Source organism: Haloarcula sp. CBA1127 (assembly GCF_001485575.1).
GTDB lineage: Archaea > Halobacteriota > Halobacteria > Halobacteriales > Haloarculaceae > Haloarcula.
Genome location: NZ_BCNB01000006.1, coordinates 1,941,182 through 1,956,732 on the forward strand (window position 1 = coordinate 1,941,182; position 15,551 = coordinate 1,956,732).

The 15,551-nt window shown below is 62.7% G+C and carries 19 protein-coding genes; 7 read left to right on the forward strand and 12 right to left on the reverse strand.

Translation table 11 applies throughout. The annotated features are described in order from the left end of the window. Positions 1 to 14: 14 nt before the first annotated feature. From AV059_RS14440 to AV059_RS14450, 3 genes are all read right to left on the reverse strand, one after another. A complete protein-coding gene (locus AV059_RS14440; RefSeq protein ID WP_058995491.1) occupies positions 15 to 764 on the reverse strand; it encodes a metallophosphoesterase in 750 nt (249 codons plus the stop codon). Between the two features lie 84 nt (positions 765 to 848). Beyond that, complete coding sequence (locus tag AV059_RS14445; protein ID WP_058995493.1) at positions 849 to 2,579, reverse strand: hypothetical protein; 1,731 nt, start codon at positions 2,577 to 2,579, stop codon at positions 849 to 851. Next, positions 2,576 to 3,856 (reverse strand): Single-stranded DNA binding protein, encoded by a 1,281-nt coding sequence (locus AV059_RS14450; protein ID WP_058995495.1) that lies wholly within the window; start codon positions 3,854 to 3,856, stop codon positions 2,576 to 2,578. The genes AV059_RS14445 and AV059_RS14450 overlap by 4 nt, the downstream gene beginning before the upstream one ends. Positions 3,857 to 4,099: 243 nt before the next feature. On the opposite strand from AV059_RS14450, the gene AV059_RS14455 reads away from it, so the two are divergent. Both AV059_RS14455 and AV059_RS14460 read left to right on the forward strand, forming a co-directional pair. Beyond that, entirely contained in the window at positions 4,100 to 4,558 is a 459-nt protein-coding gene (locus AV059_RS14455; protein ID WP_058995497.1) for a hypothetical protein, read from the forward strand. Between the two features lie 44 nt (positions 4,559 to 4,602). Next, complete coding sequence (locus AV059_RS14460) at positions 4,603 to 5,262, forward strand: 2,5-diamino-6-(ribosylamino)-4(3H)-pyrimidinone 5'-phosphate reductase (RefSeq protein ID WP_058995498.1); 660 nt, start codon at positions 4,603 to 4,605, stop codon at positions 5,260 to 5,262. Between the two features lie 16 nt (positions 5,263 to 5,278). Here the strand turns inward: AV059_RS14460 and AV059_RS14465 are convergent, their stop codons facing one another. Both AV059_RS14465 and AV059_RS14470 read right to left on the reverse strand, forming a co-directional pair. Then, positions 5,279 to 5,566: a hypothetical protein gene (locus AV059_RS14465; protein ID WP_004592488.1), complete on the reverse strand. Its 288-nt coding sequence runs from the start codon at positions 5,564 to 5,566 to the stop codon at positions 5,279 to 5,281. A 62-nt stretch (positions 5,567 to 5,628) separates the two neighbouring features. Further along, complete coding sequence (locus AV059_RS14470) at positions 5,629 to 6,678, reverse strand: NAD(P)/FAD-dependent oxidoreductase (protein ID WP_058995501.1); 1,050 nt, start codon at positions 6,676 to 6,678, stop codon at positions 5,629 to 5,631. Positions 6,679 to 6,779: 101 nt separating this feature from the next. On the opposite strand from AV059_RS14470, the gene AV059_RS14475 reads away from it, so the two are divergent. The 3 genes from AV059_RS14475 (at position 6,780) to AV059_RS22825 (ending at position 8,945) form a co-directional block, all read left to right on the forward strand. After that, positions 6,780 to 7,064, forward strand: a complete 285-nt coding sequence (locus tag AV059_RS14475; RefSeq protein ID WP_058995503.1) for a DUF357 domain-containing protein — start codon at positions 6,780 to 6,782, stop codon at positions 7,062 to 7,064. A 659-nt stretch (positions 7,065 to 7,723) separates the two neighbouring features. After that, positions 7,724 to 8,692 carry a transcription initiation factor IIB family protein gene (locus AV059_RS14480; protein ID WP_058995505.1) on the forward strand — a complete coding sequence of 323 codons (969 nt, stop codon included), beginning with the start codon at positions 7,724 to 7,726 and terminating at the stop codon, positions 8,690 to 8,692. Between the two features lie 73 nt (positions 8,693 to 8,765). Then, the gene (locus AV059_RS22825; RefSeq protein WP_004515550.1) at positions 8,766 to 8,945 is read left to right on the forward strand and encodes a hypothetical protein; all 180 of its coding nucleotides are present in this window, start codon (positions 8,766 to 8,768) and stop codon (positions 8,943 to 8,945) included. Here AV059_RS22825 and AV059_RS14490 read toward each other — a convergent pair whose 3' ends face one another. From AV059_RS14490 to AV059_RS14505, 5 genes are all read right to left on the reverse strand, one after another. Next, a complete protein-coding gene (locus tag AV059_RS14490; protein ID WP_058995507.1) occupies positions 8,946 to 9,350 on the reverse strand; it encodes a translation initiation factor IF-2 subunit beta in 405 nt (134 codons plus the stop codon). It abuts the gene before it with no gap. A gap of 135 nt (positions 9,351 to 9,485) precedes the next feature. After that, positions 9,486 to 9,659 (reverse strand): hypothetical protein, encoded by a 174-nt coding sequence (locus AV059_RS22095; protein WP_154021034.1) that lies wholly within the window; start codon positions 9,657 to 9,659, stop codon positions 9,486 to 9,488. A gap of 198 nt (positions 9,660 to 9,857) precedes the next feature. Then, on the reverse strand, positions 9,858 to 10,601 hold the full coding sequence (gene thyX / locus AV059_RS14495; RefSeq protein WP_058995509.1) for an FAD-dependent thymidylate synthase: 744 nt from the start codon (positions 10,599 to 10,601) through the stop codon (positions 9,858 to 9,860). A gap of 82 nt (positions 10,602 to 10,683) precedes the next feature. Further along, positions 10,684 to 11,343: an ATPase domain-containing protein gene (locus AV059_RS14500; RefSeq protein ID WP_005534121.1), complete on the reverse strand. Its 660-nt coding sequence runs from the start codon at positions 11,341 to 11,343 to the stop codon at positions 10,684 to 10,686. A 10-nt stretch (positions 11,344 to 11,353) separates the two neighbouring features. Further along, the gene (locus AV059_RS14505; protein ID WP_058995512.1) at positions 11,354 to 11,938 is read right to left on the reverse strand and encodes a response regulator transcription factor; all 585 of its coding nucleotides are present in this window, start codon (positions 11,936 to 11,938) and stop codon (positions 11,354 to 11,356) included. Between the two features lie 122 nt (positions 11,939 to 12,060). On the opposite strand from AV059_RS14505, the gene AV059_RS14510 reads away from it, so the two are divergent. Continuing rightward, the gene (locus tag AV059_RS14510; protein ID WP_058995514.1) at positions 12,061 to 12,636 is read left to right on the forward strand and encodes an MBL fold metallo-hydrolase; all 576 of its coding nucleotides are present in this window, start codon (positions 12,061 to 12,063) and stop codon (positions 12,634 to 12,636) included. 23 nt (positions 12,637 to 12,659) lie between these two features. Here the strand turns inward: AV059_RS14510 and AV059_RS14515 are convergent, their stop codons facing one another. Together AV059_RS14515 and AV059_RS14520 are read right to left on the reverse strand one after the other, a co-directional pair. Continuing rightward, complete coding sequence (locus AV059_RS14515; protein WP_058995516.1) at positions 12,660 to 13,484, reverse strand: hypothetical protein; 825 nt, start codon at positions 13,482 to 13,484, stop codon at positions 12,660 to 12,662. Further along, the gene (locus tag AV059_RS14520) at positions 13,481 to 13,804 is read right to left on the reverse strand and encodes a DUF5827 family protein (protein ID WP_079990773.1); all 324 of its coding nucleotides are present in this window, start codon (positions 13,802 to 13,804) and stop codon (positions 13,481 to 13,483) included. Before AV059_RS14520 ends, AV059_RS14515 begins: the two co-directional genes overlap by 4 nt. 27 nt (positions 13,805 to 13,831) lie before the next feature. Between AV059_RS14520 and AV059_RS14525 the strand changes: the two genes are divergently transcribed. Then, positions 13,832 to 15,550, forward strand: a complete 1,719-nt coding sequence (locus tag AV059_RS14525; protein WP_058995518.1) for a histidine kinase N-terminal 7TM domain-containing protein — start codon at positions 13,832 to 13,834, stop codon at positions 15,548 to 15,550. Position 15,551 lies beyond the last annotated feature (1 nt).

Below are 15,551 nucleotides of genomic sequence, written 5' to 3' on the forward strand. Positions count from 1 at the left end.
TACAGAGCGCTAGCTTAGACCTGCCGGTAAGCCCCTAACCGCGTGCCATCAAGCAGGAACGCCTCGGTATCCGCCATGCCCTCGGGCAGGAACGGGGCGAGGAACTCCTGCCCGTCGACGTTGACCCACGTCCCTCCGGAGCGGTCATTGAACGCCGGGAAAACGACGATATCCGGTGCGTCCTCGACCGGCTGGCCAAACTGTTCGGAAAACGGCTCACTCGCCAGCGAGCCGCGGAGCCAGGCCCGCTCCTTCTGGGCACCGCCGACGCTGTCTTCGAGTCGGACGACGGGATGTTCGTGGCCGACACAAACGACATCCGCTCCGAGTACGTCCGGCGCAGGCCAGGTGTGGCCGTGGGCGAACCCGACCGAACCGAGACGGGTTCCGTGTCCCGGTGTTACCTCGACATCGGCATCGAGGTCAGATAGGACCGGCTCCAGACCGCCGTCGTGATTCCCTTTCACCAGTGTCACGGGCACGTCAAGGGCGTCGAACAGGGCTTCGAGTTCCGCCCGCTCGTCTGCGAACGGATCACCGATGGCGTGACCCAGGTCGCCGACGACCACCAGCCGGTCGGCGCGAGCGCGGTCAAGACATGCCAGTAATCGCTCTCGGCGGTCCTCAGCGGCTGACTGGAGTTCGACGCCCTCGTATCTGAGCCCCGCTTCGATGCCGGCGTGGTAGTCTGCGACCGCCAGCAACCGCTCCCCGTCGGTGTCGACTGTCGCGGCTGGAACGCCAGGAAGCGGTTCGACACGCATCTGCGCTCGGTTGGTTCGCAGGGAAGAAAAGGACCGCGGCTCGTTCTGAGCCGATCTCGGAACCGGCTGTGAGCCGTCGTTCGTTTATATCGGCTTGAGCTTGCCGTCGTCGGGTTCGTAACACCGACCGCCCATCAGGGCGTCCTGAATGGCGTCGTCCACCGCGTCGGCGTCGGCCCCGTAGCGGTCGACGACCGCCGCCAGCAGTTCTTCGCGGTCGGCCCCGTTGCCGTCGTCGAGTTCGTCCATGACCTCCATCGCGGCGTCTTCGAGGTCCACGTCCTCGGATGGCTCCGCGCCGCTGTCGTCATCCTCGTCACTCTCGGCCGCCGGTTCTGCGGTCGTCTCCGCCCCAGACAGCGTCGTGTCCCCTTCAGCCGACGGTGCTGTTTCTGGCGCTGTCTCCGACTCTGTCTCTGACTCGGTTGCGGAGGCGGGCTCCGTCTCCGGCTCGCTGTCGACCTCCGTGTCCGCGTCCGCCTCGGCGGGCACCTCCTCGTCGGGGTCCGGCGTCTCGATGCCGGCTTCGCCGGGCTCGTCGACCTCGGTCCCCGTCTGGAAGTCAGTGCCGTACTCCTGCTCGATCTCCTCGCGCTCGTCCTCGTCCAGTTCGAACTCCGGATCGAACTCGCCGAGGTCCTCGTCTGCCGTCGCTGCGTCGCTGTCCGGGGCCGTCGACGTGGCCGTCTCCGGCTCGGTGGTGGTGGCTTCGGAACCGCTCTCCTCCAGCGGCTCACTGCCCGCCGTACCGTCGGTTCCGGACGACGGCTCCGGCTCGCTCGTGGACGAAGCCATCGACGTTTCGGGCTCGGTATCGACGGTTTCGGGCTCCGTCGTCGACGGTGTTTCCGAGACTACCGGCTCCTCGTCGATGGTCGTTTCAGTTGTGTCGTCCTCGGATGCCGTCTCCGTTGCCGGTTCGTCCGTGGGCGTGTCGCTCTCTGTCGTCTCAGCCACCGGCTCGTCAGCGGCTGTCTCCGTCGCCGGCTCGCTGGCTTCGGACACAGTCCCCTGTTCGTCGGCCGCCGCGTCCACGCTTGCCTCGTCCGCTGTCGTCTCTGCTGTAGAAACGTCGGTGTCGAGGTCGAGGGAGGCAAGCAGCGGAATCGGGTCGTCGGTCCCGTCGTCGGGTGACAGCGACAGCCCTTCCGCTTCATCCGTGTCGCCGGCGACGACGCGAGCGGCGTCGAGCGCCGTCGTTCGGAGCGCGTCGAGGTAGTCGCCGGTCGTGCCGTAGTGGTCCAGCGCGAGCGTGATGCCGGCCGCGGCGCTCTCGTCGATGCCCCGGTCGACCAGCGCCTGGCGGAGGTCGTCACCGGCCAGACCGGTCTGTTTCGCGCTGGCTATCTGGCCGACCCGCGAGACGGTCTGCTCGGCGGCCTGAACGACCCAGCGGTCCCGCGTGTCCGCGTCGACCTCGCTGATGCTTTCGGGCCGCACCGAGGTGAACACCCGGTCGCTGTCGTCGGGCTGGAAGGTGCGGGCCTTGCCCGTGACGGCGACGAACATCGGCGGGTCGGCGGCTTCGAGGAAGGCCAGCTCGTCGGGCTGGTACTGGCCGGCGTAGATGACGAACGGGCCGGTCGGGTCCACGACACGAGCACGCAGCACGTCGTCGTTGACCTGTTCGAGTTCGGTGAGGACGCCGACGAGGAACAGGCGGTTGACTCGCGCGCCGGTCGGCGTGACGACGTAGTTCGGCGCGCGCTCCTCGTCGGACTCGGAGTACGAGAAGTCGGCGTCGTCGAACTCCGCGGCGAACAGCCGATGGGCGACCTCCCGGCGGCCGGGGCCGCTATCTCCGGATTCACTCATGTGTCTGCCTCCTGCAAAAGGGCCTGCGCACGCGTCGCCGGGTCGTCGTCGGCCTCGGCGAAGGTCGAGGCAGTGAGGTTCGCACCGTACTCGTCGACCGATAGCGACCCGCGAACGACGTACTCACGGCCCACAATACGGTCGCTGATACGGTCGGCGACGACCTCTTTATCCATCGCATCGCGGGCGTGCTCGCGGGCGTCGTCGAGGTCGCCACCGTACACGCGGGCGGTGAGTTCGTCATCGAGCACCGCGGTGACGGTGTCGGTTCCGTCGTCGAGGATGGCCTTCGTCCGCAGGTCGTCCTCGCCGTCGACCGCGCCGTGGGAGCGACACTGGCCGTTCTGGATGACGCGGCCACACTCCGGACAGCGCTCGATGAGGCCGGAGCCGTCCCGCACCTCGATGACATTGCCTGCCAGTTCCACGTCGAACAGGCCGCCGCTCTCGACGGCCTCACGGACTGACAACCGCGGTGCGTCTTCGGTAACATCGACCGTGCGGTCCAGCGCGGTCACCGTCGAGAACTCGGAGACGTTTACCGACGGCGCACCGCGGAACTCACGGACGAACGTCTCGTCAAGGCGCACGGATGCTCCTTCTTCGATTTCGTCGTGAGGCTTCCAGTCGGTGAACGGGAGTCGGCCGCTCTCGTCGCCGACGACGCCGCTGAGAATCGTCGTTTCGCCGTCGCGACCGTCGATAACCTTCTGTTCGCATTCCAGCACCTGCACCTCGACAGTGATGCCGCGATCGCCCGGTGCAAGGGCCTGTAGCGTGGCGCGGCCACCGACATCGTAGTCAATGTCGAGTGTTTCGTCAACGACCTCGGGGTCGGTGCTGTCGCCCAGATTGAGTTCCGGCTGGCCGTCCCACTCCCGGACGCCGGCGTTGCCAAGTCGGACGGTCTGGCCGGGCTGGAGGTCGCCAGAGAAGCCGTCCCACGCGGTGTAGGAAATCTTCCCGGTCTCGTCGGCGAGTTCGCCCTCGCGGATGACGTGCTGTTCCCCGTTGTACTGGATGGACCGTCGACCTGACGTGAGCACCACGGCGGTGACCGTCACGTTCGAGTCGTCGGTCGAAACCTCGCTGATGGCTTTGCTCGACGGCGTGCCGTCGCCGCTTGAACTGCCATCGCCGTACTTCCGTCTGAGGCTCTGCTTGGCCTCGTCCATGGGAACGGAGTAGTTTACGAGGTTTTCCAGGTCGCGTATGACCTCCTCTTTGTCAACACCGAGGTCGGAGGCGAGCTCCTCGGCATGGTCTTCGAGAGACATCGACTGACGGTTCGACGGGAGCACTCAAAAGCGTTTTCGGCCAGCCGTGTAGGGTACAGCTGTCGATACCTGTTTGAAATCGCCCAAAATTCTTATTTATGACACTGTAATCTCTCAGAATATGCTCTCTGACCGAGTTAGTGGGTTTCAGGCGGCCGAAAATTCCGATACTGGCCACGTCAAGCTAACCGGGCAGCAAGTTATCGACACTGATAGCGATCGCGGTCATGGGGGTGACTGACAATGGGCAGTATGTTCGGGTCGAAGCCGTCAGAGGCCCACGTCATCTGGCGGAGTGGCCGGAACAACGACGGCAAGAAGAAGTTCGATTTCGAGTACCTGGAGCTGTGGGCCGCTCATTTCGGCGTCGACTTCGAGCAGTGGACCCGTGTCGACCACGACCGTGCGGACGAACCCCGCGAGCAGTTCGCCTGCGTGTTCCGCTGGGCGAAAAGCGGCGGACAGGAACTCTCCGTCGGCGACCAGGAGTGGTCGATGGGCTCCCAGCGCAAGCCCCGGACGTTCCTCGAAATCGACGAGGAAGGGATGGTCAGACTTCGGGGCTGGACCAGTGAAACAACGCTCGATGTCGAGGAGTTAGTACTGAAAAAGACGGTACTGAAGCTGAAAACTGCCGACGGCACGGTAAAGAAACTCGATGTCCGGAAGCTCTCGAAACGCCCCGAAACGACCTCCACCTGAGCGTAACCCAAAAGCCGTTTGACGTGTCGCCGGCACGAACGAGTATGCACGTCGTCGTCAACGCCGCCATGAGTGTCGACGGGAAGCTCTCTTCCCGCCGCCGCGAACAGATCGCTATCTCCGGCCCGGACGACTTCGACCGCGTCGACCAGCTTCGAGCCGACAGCGACGCGGTGATGGTCGGCGTCGGGACGATTCTCGCCGACGATCCCTCACTGACTGTCGACGATGCCGATCGCCGCGCCGCCCGGGCTGACCGCGGCGACCCGGAAAATCCCGCCCGCGTCATCGCCGACTCCCGTATCCGTACGCCACCGGACGCCACAGTGCTTGACGGCCGCGCACAGACCTACCTCCTCGTCAGTGAGGCCGCGCCGCCGGACTTCATCGAGGAAATGGAAGACGCTGGCGCGTACGTCATCGCTGCCGGGCAAGACCGGGTCGATCTGACGACGACGCTCGCGAAGCTGGAAGGTGACGGGATCGACCAGCTCATGGTCGAAGGCGGTGGCGAACTCATTTTCGGCCTGCTAGAGGAGGCGCTGGTCGACGAACTGTTCGTCTACATCGGTCCGAAGGTCATCGGCGGCCGCGACGCGCCGACGCTGGCCGACGGCGACGGCTTCATCGAGGATTTCCCGGAGCCGGAGCTGGCCGACGTCGAACGGGTCGACGACGGCGTGGTGCTACACTGGCAGTTCTAAGAACTGGCCGACAGAATTAGTGGTCGTGGCCGGTCAGCTCGGCGAAGGACTGGCCGAAGCGCTCTTCGAACAGTTCGCTGGTTTCCTCTTCGAGCGCGACGATCTGCTCGTCCGGCTCGCCCTGCGCGTGGTGGACAGCGCTGTGAATCCGCTGGGTCATGCCGAACATCGCAATGTCGCCGACGACCTGCGGGTCCGTCTCGTCCGGTGACTCTCGGAGGATGTCCACGAGTTCGCTCGGAACTGTGAGTTCATCGGTCTCTTCGCCATCGTCAATAGTCAGCGTGACAGTGTCTGTTGCCATGCGGTTTACTCCGGGGGCTATCCTAAAGGGTCTGTGGATGTGAGAACGGAGAAACAGACGCGCTAGTCGTCGGCTTCTGCGGCGGCTTCGGACTCTGCTTCTGCAGTAGCTTTGGCCTGTGCTTCGAGGTACTCGTCAGCGTCGATGGCGGCTTTACAGCCCATCCCGGCAGCGGTGACGGCCTGCTGGTAGTGGTAGTCGACCACGTCGCCGGCACCGAAGATACCGTCCACGTCGGTGGCGGTCTGGTCGCCGCCGGTACCGCCGTGGGTCTGGATGTACCCGGTGTCGTCCAGTTCGACGCCGGTGTCTTCGAGGTAGTCAGTGTTCGGCGTGTGGCCGATGGCGATAAAGACGGCACCAACGTCGAAGTCGAAGGTTTCGGTCCCGTCGGCGTCGAGCTTCTCGCTGGGATGGCCCTCGTCGTTCTGTGCGAGGGTGACGTGGTCGACGCCGTCCTCGGGGGAGCCGTGCATTTCCAGCAGTTCGGTGTTCCGCATAATCTCGATTTCACCTTCGTCGACCTTCTGCTGGACGCGGTCGATCCAGTAGTCCTCGGCGCGGAACTCCTCGCGGCGGTGGGCGATGTAGACGGTGTCGGCGAACTTCGTGAGGAAGTGAGCCTCCTCCATAGCCGCGTCGCCGCCGCCAACGACGAGCATATCCTCGCCACGGAAAAACGCGCCGTCGCAGGTCGCACACGTCGAGACGCCGTAGCCCATCAGTTCGTCCTCGCCGGGGACGCCCAGCGTGCGGGCGCTGGCTCCGGAGGCGGCGATGAAGGCATCGCAGGTGTAGACGTCGCCGTTCGACAGTTCCACGCGGAACGGCCGCTCGCTGTCGTCGATGTCGGCGACGATGCCGTGTTTCAGCTCAGTCCCGAACCGCTCGGCCTGCTCCTTCATATTGTTGATGAGGTCCGGCCCGGAGAGGCCCTCGGGGAAGCCGGGGAAATTCTCGACTTCGCTGGTCAGCGTGAGCTGCCCGCCGGGTTCGTCGCCTTCGAGAACGAGTGGGTCGTTGTTGCTCCTGGCGGCGTAGATGGCTGCTGTCAGTCCCGCTGCGCCCGTGCCAGCGACGATGAGTCGTCGGTGTTCGACCGGTTCTGTCATTAGCTAAGTTAGACTACCGGGCCGTATTTAGCTTGTGTTGTCGTGCGCCAAACTCGCATCGGGACGACACGCTTAGGCCGCTGCCACCGTTCGCTGGGGGTATGGCCGCAGATCTCGAAGAGAAGACTGACCGCTACGAAGGACTACTCGCGGAGGCACTCGACGCGGCATCAGTCGCGCCCCCTGAAGGGACACCGATGCACAATGCTGCCTTGGAGTGCGAGGAGATGGCGTCGGCGTATCTTGAAGATGGGCGTCACTTCAGGGACGACGACGACCTCGTGAACGCACTGGCGTCGTTCTCGTACGGGCACGCGTGGCTGGACGCGGGCGCACGCATCGGTCTGTTTGACGTGCCGACCGAGGGGCATCTGTTTACGGTCTGAAACCACGGCCCGACGGATATGGGGTTGGCGCTCACAGAGAGCTGTCTGTCAGTCTACTACTATCTGTTCGACCGATAGGCCGCTGCCCTACTGCGAACCGCGGCCTCTCTCAAGTCGCAGGATGACGTTCGTTGCGGTACTTGAGTTCGGTGACCCCGTGGTCTGGATCGCCCCCGATTAATCGGTCGCTGGTCGCTCCAGTGACAGGGTGTCATCATCACTGTCTGTATTTATCTGGTATGTAATCGTAACTAAACTGTGTTACTTGGTAACATCGCTTTTTACATCATATCACTCCCCCACGATGTGCGGAACCAGACGGTGACTCCCACTGACCCGGTAATTCCGGGATCCACTTGCCGTTCCCGACCCATCAGGAGCGGTTGTACCGGGGTGAGGACTGGTCGTTCGGTGCAGCACAGATGGAGTTACACGGCAGTGCAGCCCCCCATTTATCCGTTGTGCACGGAAGGCGGCGATAACCACCAAGGTTATATAGTCGTACAGTGGGCCATGCCATACCCTATCACGCCGCTGTCCGGCGGTTCCTGCGGAAATACGGCGAAAGATTTATATACTTTACGGACTAACTATAGGATAAGACAGTTTCCCCAAACAGTCTTAAAATTTCTGCACCCGGCAGAACAGGACTTCCAAACATGAGCGAATCATCAACACGAACGAGTACCCGAGAACGAGACGAGCAAATCACCGAATCGACAGAACAGGAAGCTGTAGAGACCTGTCCCGAATGTAGTGGGAACGTCGTTACCGACACTGAGCACGGCGAAACAGTCTGTGAAGACTGTGGGCTGGTCGTCGAGGAGGACGAAATCGACCACGGGCCGGAGTGGCGGGCGTTCAACTCCGCAGAGAAGGATCGCAAGTCCCGCGTCGGCGCGCCGACGACGAACATGATGCACGACAAGGGTCTCTCGACGAACATCGGCTGGCAGAACAAGGACGCCTACGGGCGTTCCCTTTCCAGCGAGCAGCGCCAGAAGATGCAGCGGCTCCGGACCTGGAACGAGCGGTTCCGGACACGCGACTCCAAGGAGCGCAATCTCAAGCAGGCGCTGGGCGAAATCGACCGTATGGCCTCGGCGCTGGGGCTCCCCCAGAACGTCCGCGAGACATCCAGCGTCATCTACCGGCGCGCGCTCGGTGACGACCTCCTTCCGGGTCGCTCCATCGAAGGCGTCGCTACGTCCGCGCTGTACGCGGCCGCTCGCATGGCCGGGAACCCCCGGTCTCTGGACGAGATGGCCCGTGTCTCCCGCGTCGAGAAGATGGAGCTCACACGAACCTACCGCTACATCGTCCGCGAACTCAGCCTCGAAGTCCAGCCGGCGGACCCGGAACACTACCTTCCACGGTTCATCTCCGACCTCGGACTCAGCGAGGAGACCCAGCGACAGGCACGAGATCTCATCGAAGGTGCTCGCCAGTCGGGGATGCTCTCCGGCAAATCACCGGTCGGCATCGCCGCTGCGGCCGTCTACGCCGCCGCGTTGCTGACCAACGAGAAGGTCACACAGAGTCAGGTTAGCGACGTCGCCGACATCTCCGAAGTGACTATCCGAAACCGATACAAGGAACTCCTTGAAGCCGAGGACCTTCCGGCCTGACGCCCGGGTGAAGGCAGACTAATGGGGAGACGACAAGGCTTTTTATCATTCGATATGTGTGTGAGTAACATACATGGAGGAAGCGTACGTGCGATTGCTCTGTCCTGAGTGTAAGAAAGACTGGGAGTCGACGCCGACAGATTTGCCGCGACACGACACGACGTTCCACTGCCCGAACTGTCACGCGAGCCATCGGCTTGCCGTTTTCACCCGTACAGAAAACGACTTGCAGACGCTGAAAGGTCTGCAGTAACTACTCGCTCGTCGCCGAGCGTGCGCCACACGCCTCACAGCGGAGCAGCAGCGCACCCTGTTCCCGTTCCAGTTGCGTGTCGGGCAGGCCACACTCCGAGCAGAGCACGAACTCGTCGACGTACTCGTCGATGGACGCCTCGATACGGTCAGCATCGAACTCGCCGGTCAGGCGCGCTCGACCGCTCTCGTCGATGTGGCCGCTCGTCCCGAGGTCGTTCTGGAGGAACTTCATTACATGGTCGTCCTCGCGTCCGAGCCGGGAACACGTCGACTGGAAGTTCTCGTAGACGGTGGCGTTGCCCTCCTGTCGGACATCCGGGTCCGGGACCTCGAACCGCTCGCTTGTGCCGTCAATCTCGGGCGTCTCCTCCATCGCCCGGTCGAGCATATCGTCGTATTCCATACCCATACGTCACAGAGCGGTCAACAAAAACTTTTCATACGGGCTGTTTGAGCGGTTTCCCGGTCTGTGTCGACCCCGAGGTCGGCACTATCCGGAAACGATCTACAATAATCCGTATCAGGCGGCAGTTGTCCGTTATCGCCAGGCTGTAAGTGTACAGGTCTCGTCCGCTACCATCGAAATCCAGGTGTCATCGTGGGCAATATCGGCGATGACGAACCGCTGCTGGCCGTCGACATCGTCGACAGCACACATCACATCAGACGCAGTGCCCGACCGACGGGTGGGACGTTCAACCTCGTAAGACACAATTGTTCATCTAGGATGTGCGGTAATGAATGTGTCGTACTCGTTTCGTCTTTTGATACTCTGAAATCCGGTTGCTTACGCAACAAAACGGCTCGTGTATCGCTATTGCCGTTGTGAGTATCAAGGTCGATTCAACAATTGTCGATGCCCACGACTGAAGACAGCTGTTCTGAACCGCCGCGAGAAGCCCCGGAACTGTCAGGGGGCGAGGCGGTTCTTGCGTCCCTTCATCTCCCGCTCGTAGTACTCGAAGGTCTTGGGACACCAGTCGGCCGCCAGGTCGAGCATCTCCTCTGTCATCTCTCGAATCTCCCACTGTGCGTCCGCCGCGGCTCGCATATCCGCGACGTGCATCAGCATCCGGGCGTTCATCGACATCACGATGTTTACCTTGGTGCCGATTGGCAGTACGAACCGGGCATCTTCCGGCGGCATTCCCAACTCAAGCAGTTCCTGGTACGATTCGACCGCCTGCTCGATGGTATCCTTGAATATCTCTGTGCGCTTCTCGAACTCCTCGTCTGAGACGCTCGCTTTCTGCTGATTCCGGCCGATCCAGTCCGGGTCCGTCGCGGACGGCGGCGTCACGACCAGCTCGCCCTCACGGACGGCCTCGGGGTCTATGTCGTCGAAGGAGACGTACCGCATCGACTGCACGTCGAAGGAGACGTGCCGGTGACGGGTGATTTGGGCCATACAGGAGCGGGAGACGCCTTCCACGGCGAAGGTCGCCTGCGCGTGCTCGAACGGACCGAAGTGGCCGTGGTCGAGCAGATGCCCGATGAGCGTCTCCTTTTTGTCGTCAAGAGTATCCCCGTCGACCTCGGCCATCGTCGCTTCGAACGACTGGCTGCCGACGGAGGTGTCGCTGTAGTCGTTGCGTGCTGCCTTGCAGATGAGGTCCTCGGGGTCGTCTGTGGCTTCGAGCAGCTTTACGTCCATATCGGGTGGGTGAACCGGAGCGGCAAAATACTTCCTTCCCGGACCGACAGGGCGTTCGGACCACCTGTGGATGGCACCGGACTCAGATGTCCTGCCAGTCGGTCGGCTCGCCGGCCAGGCCGAGTACGCGGGCCTCTCGGCCGCCGCCCTCCGCGTCGCGAACGTCAATCATCCCGTCGAATGCCTGCTTGATGACCTGCAGGGTCTGGTCGTCGTGGGCTCCCGAGTCGATGGTAAACACGCCGATGTAGCCAGCAGAGTCCAGCCGTGAGGACAGCACGTGACAGAACTTGAACACGGTCTTCTTGTCTGTGTAGGTCAGCATTGTCGACAGCGAGACGAGGGCGAGACGGCCCTGTTCGTTGCCGGCGTTGTGCAGCCCTTCCAGCGCCTTTGTGATGCCGATACCGATGCCAGTGAGATCACCGGGCGAAGAGACGTGGTGGGCGTGGGCGTTGCCGATTGCCTCCTCGTCGGTGCCACCTTCGCCCCGGCAGTCGATGACGCCGAGCTGGGAGTCGTCAAGATCGGGCACGAGCGACCGGAACTCCTCGACGACGCTGCCCGCGCCGTCACCGGTCGTCACGACCACCGCGCCGTCACCCTTGTCCAACCCGTCGGCGAGAATATCGTATGCGAGTCGTTCCTTCCCGCTCATTGCTGGGCCGGAGATCAGGATGCTGGACCCTGGCCGGACCTCACTGAGCGCATCGAACTCTAGTACTGAGGTGAGATCATACATTGTTTGTCGCTCAGTTGTCTTCATCGTCGCTCAGTCCGCGAAGCGTTGCGATGAAATCGGAGTCGTCTTCGATGCCACCGAGTGTATCTGAGAGGTCGTCTCGCATCTCCACGACTCTCTGGGTTAGTTCGTCGTACTGGTCGCTCTCCGCCAGTTCCGCGCTCGATTTCGTCGCTTCTAGCGTCGCCTGTTTCTCGACGAGTGCGTAGTACTCCTGCAGCAGAGAGTCGTACTCAGAGCGGTCGAGCAGATTGTCGACCGTCTCGTGGAGCTGTTCGCTCCGAATCGGCTTCGAGAGGTATGCATCAAAGCCCATCTCCAGAATATCGAAGTCCGGCTCGACGGCGGTGACCATCGCCACCCGGCAGCCAAGGTCCCGTTCGCGGATGCGTTCGAGCACTTCGTCCCCGGAAAGTCCGGGCATCATCCGGTCGAGTAGCACCACGTCGACATCCGCGTCCAGTTGCTCCAGGCCCTCGTCGCCGTTCTGTGCCATGCGGACCTCGTACTCCTGTTGCAGCCACAGTTTGTACGTCTCAGCAACATCTGGTTCGTCTTCGACGATAAGCACCACAGGTAGGTCCGAATCTGACATAATGTTCTACTATCCCCCGTTTGCATATCCACGTACATAGCCCTGTGGGTGCGGGCGTGCAGCACGTCTCGACCGGTGACAGAACGATACCCACATCCGGGGCGACAGTCAATAGGCGGGTAATGATTCGAAATCTCGCCCGTGGGCAACAGGCCTTCACGAGCAACGTGTTCCTCGTCACCGGGGAGCGAACCGTGCTGGTGGACGTCGGTAACGAGTTCGATGTGGTGTCGGCTGTCGAAGAACACGTCGATGGTATCGACGCTGTCGCCGTCACCCACACCCACTATGACCACGTCGAGAATCTCGACAGCGTCGTCGATGCTTTCGACGTGCCGGTGTACGGCTACGATACAGACCAGGCTGGCGTCGAGCACGCTATCGCCGACGACGAGACGATACAGCTAGGTGACCACGACTACCGGGCGCTGCACACGCCCGGCCACAAGAATGACCATCTCTGCTTCTACTCGGACGACGCCGGCGTCCTGTTCGCCGGCGACCTCGTGTTCGCTAACGGGAGCTTCGGCCGGACTGATCTTGACGAAGGCAACCGGGACCTGCTCGTCGACAGCATCGAGCGGGTGCTGTCGGTCACCGACGAGGACTTACAGGAGATGCACACCGGTCACGGACCCAGCATCACCGACGCGCCGTATCAGGACATCGAACTGGCGCTGCAGGCCGCGAAGTTCTGAGATCGCGGGACAGCGCACAGCTTTTAGTCGAACGCACACGCCAACAGCGCGTCGTAGGCGTGGTCGTACGCATCGGCGACAGCCGTCGGGTCACTGCGCTGTTCGCTGTCGAGCGCGGGGAGCCGTACTGCCGCGACCTGTTCGATGAGGTCGACGACGTTCGGCACCCGCTCCTCCAGTTGGCCATCACCGGGGCCGCCGGTGGCAATCTGACAGGCCTTGGCGTACCGGTCGCCGTCGTATATGCGGGCTCGGCCCGGTTCGACGACGGCCACGGCGTCCGGTTCGATGCCCGACAGCGGCCGGGCCACGTCGCCGTAGGATTCGATAACTGCCCGGTCCGTCGCTTCGATATCCGCGGCAACCGACTCCAGCGCTTCGACGTGCATCACCCGCATCAGGTCGTTGAAATCGGCAATCGAAGTCACTCGTGGCGCATCGGCAAGCGGGAGTCGCTCGGCAACGGACTCCGGCAGGTCGACGGTCCCGTTGACGACGTACTCGACGCCCGTTTCGGAACTCGGGCGGCCGACCCGATCGACGACGAACTGCTGGTTTTCCTTGCCAAGCAGGCCCGTCTCAGCCCCCGGTGAGGGATGCCACAGGCGGTGGATTGGGTTGATTTCCTCCGGGGCGACAGCGCTCGGTGACGCGGCCGCGAGGCGCTTGGCGTCCTTGCCGTACAGCCGTCCCTCGTTTGTCGCTCGCTGGTAGTCGTCGTGATCGAACCAGTAGTTGTTGCCCGCTCTGGGCTTGAACCCCTGGGCGCTGGTCCGCTCCAGCAGGCCGACGCTGAACGTGGTCTTGCCCGCGTCGACCCGGTCGCTGCCGGCGACGAGGAGCTTCATGACTCGGCGAGGCCGTACAGCCCGACGACGTCGTCGTCCTGCGGGTCGGCGATGACGAGGTCGTCCTGATTGAAGATCATCCACGGGATGGCCCAGTCGATGAACACCGACTCGTTGGCCTCATTAAGTTGGGCATCTGCCGGGAGACCCTGCAGCAGGCGGGCGATTTCCGGGATGGTGTACAGTTTGTCGGGGTCGAGAATGTCCGCGGGCTCGTGGAGCTCGAACGACAGTATCTCGTCGAACTCCTGCTTGTCGACAGGCATACGCGCCGGTATGCCGAGCGAGTGTGTAAACCCCTCGAACTGGGCGGAACCCATTTACTCGCTGGGCCGGATTATACAGTAATGGCCACGCTGCTCGTTGCGTACGCCTTTCTTCTGCTTGCTGTGGCCGTTGTCCTCGGGACGCTATCGGTGTACGCGTGGGGGCGGCGCGACTACACCGGTGGGACCGCACTCGCGGTTCTGCTCGCCGGCCTCTCGATCTGGGACCTCTGTGTTGCGGCCGGTGTCCTGACGCGCGGGACTGAGTTGGCGCTGCTTTTCGCGTACGGCGTGTTCATCGGTGTGATGCCCGCGATGGCCGGCCTGTTCGCATTCGCGCTGGCCTACACCGACCGCGACCGCTATCTCAGCCGGCGGACCGTCGCGCTACTGACCATCGAACCCCTCGTGTTCTTTGCTACACTGTTTGTCGGCCCCGATGGCGTGATATACCGGATTTCTGGTCCGACAGACGCCGGTATGTACGGCTGGGAAATCACTGTCGGGCCTGTTTTCTGGGGCCATCTGGTGTATTCCTACGCACTTATCGCTGTGTCAAGTGCGCTCATCATCCACTACGCACTCGTTTCCGGCGGTCTGTACCGAAAGCAAGTGTACGCTGTCCTGCTGGCAATCGGCCTCCCATGGTTCGGGAGCGTCCTCAGCATCTTCGGCGACACCAGCATCGAACTCACACCGCTGTTGCTGGCGGGCACTGGGCTCACCCTCTCGTGGGCGTTCTTCAGGGGGCGATTACTGGATATCTCACCGGTCGCCTATCGAGAGGTCGTCGAGTCGCTCAACAGCGCCGTGTTCGTCGTCGACACGAATGACAGGATAATCGAGGCCAACGACGCTGGCCGCCAACTACTCGGAGGCGAACCCGTCGTCGATCAATCTATCGAGGACGTGCTCGAAACGTCGCCCGATTTACTCGAAAAATACCGCGGTCTGACCGACTACGACAAAGAGACACAGACCGTCATCGAGCAGCGCGACCGGTTTTTCGACGTCCAGCTCACACCGCTGTACGACTCCCGTGACGCGCTGGTCGGGCGTGTCTTTCTTGTCCACGAAATCACCGACCAGAAGCAGCGGGAGCGAGAACTCGAACGCCGAAATCAGCAGCTCGACCAGTTCGCTGCCGTCCTCTCACACGATCTTCGGAACCCACTGAGCGTGGCTTCGGGGCGACTGGCACTGGCCCGAGAACGCAACGACCCCGAGGAGTTCGACCGCGTCGAGGAAGCCCACGAACGGATGAGCAGCCTCATCGACGAGGTGCTGGCATTCGCCCGCGACGAAAAGACGACTGACAGGGTCGAGCTACAGCTTTCGGCGCTGGCGAAGGCGGCCTGGGGCCACGTTGACACCGGCGATGCGACGCTGCAGATCGACGGCGACAGGGAGATCACTGGCGACCGCGACCAGCTCCTGCAACTGTTCGAGAACGTGTTCCGGAACAGTGTGGAACATGGTTCCACGAGCAACCGGCCGGGGGCCGACGACAGCGTGGACCACGGCAGGCCGGGGGTAACGATACGCGTCGACGCCACCCCGGACGGGTTCACGATCAGCGACGACGGCCCCGGTGTCCCACCCGAGGAACGAGAGGAGATATTCACACACGGCGTCACCAGCTCCGAGTCGGGAACCGGCCTCGGACTGGCAATCGTCCAGCACGTAATCGAGTCTCACGGGTGGACTGTCGAGATGACGGAAAGCCGGTCCGGCGGCGCGAAACTCGTCATCTCGGGGCTCGAAACAAGGCCGACACGGCTGTCTGAGGCCTCGTCGTAAG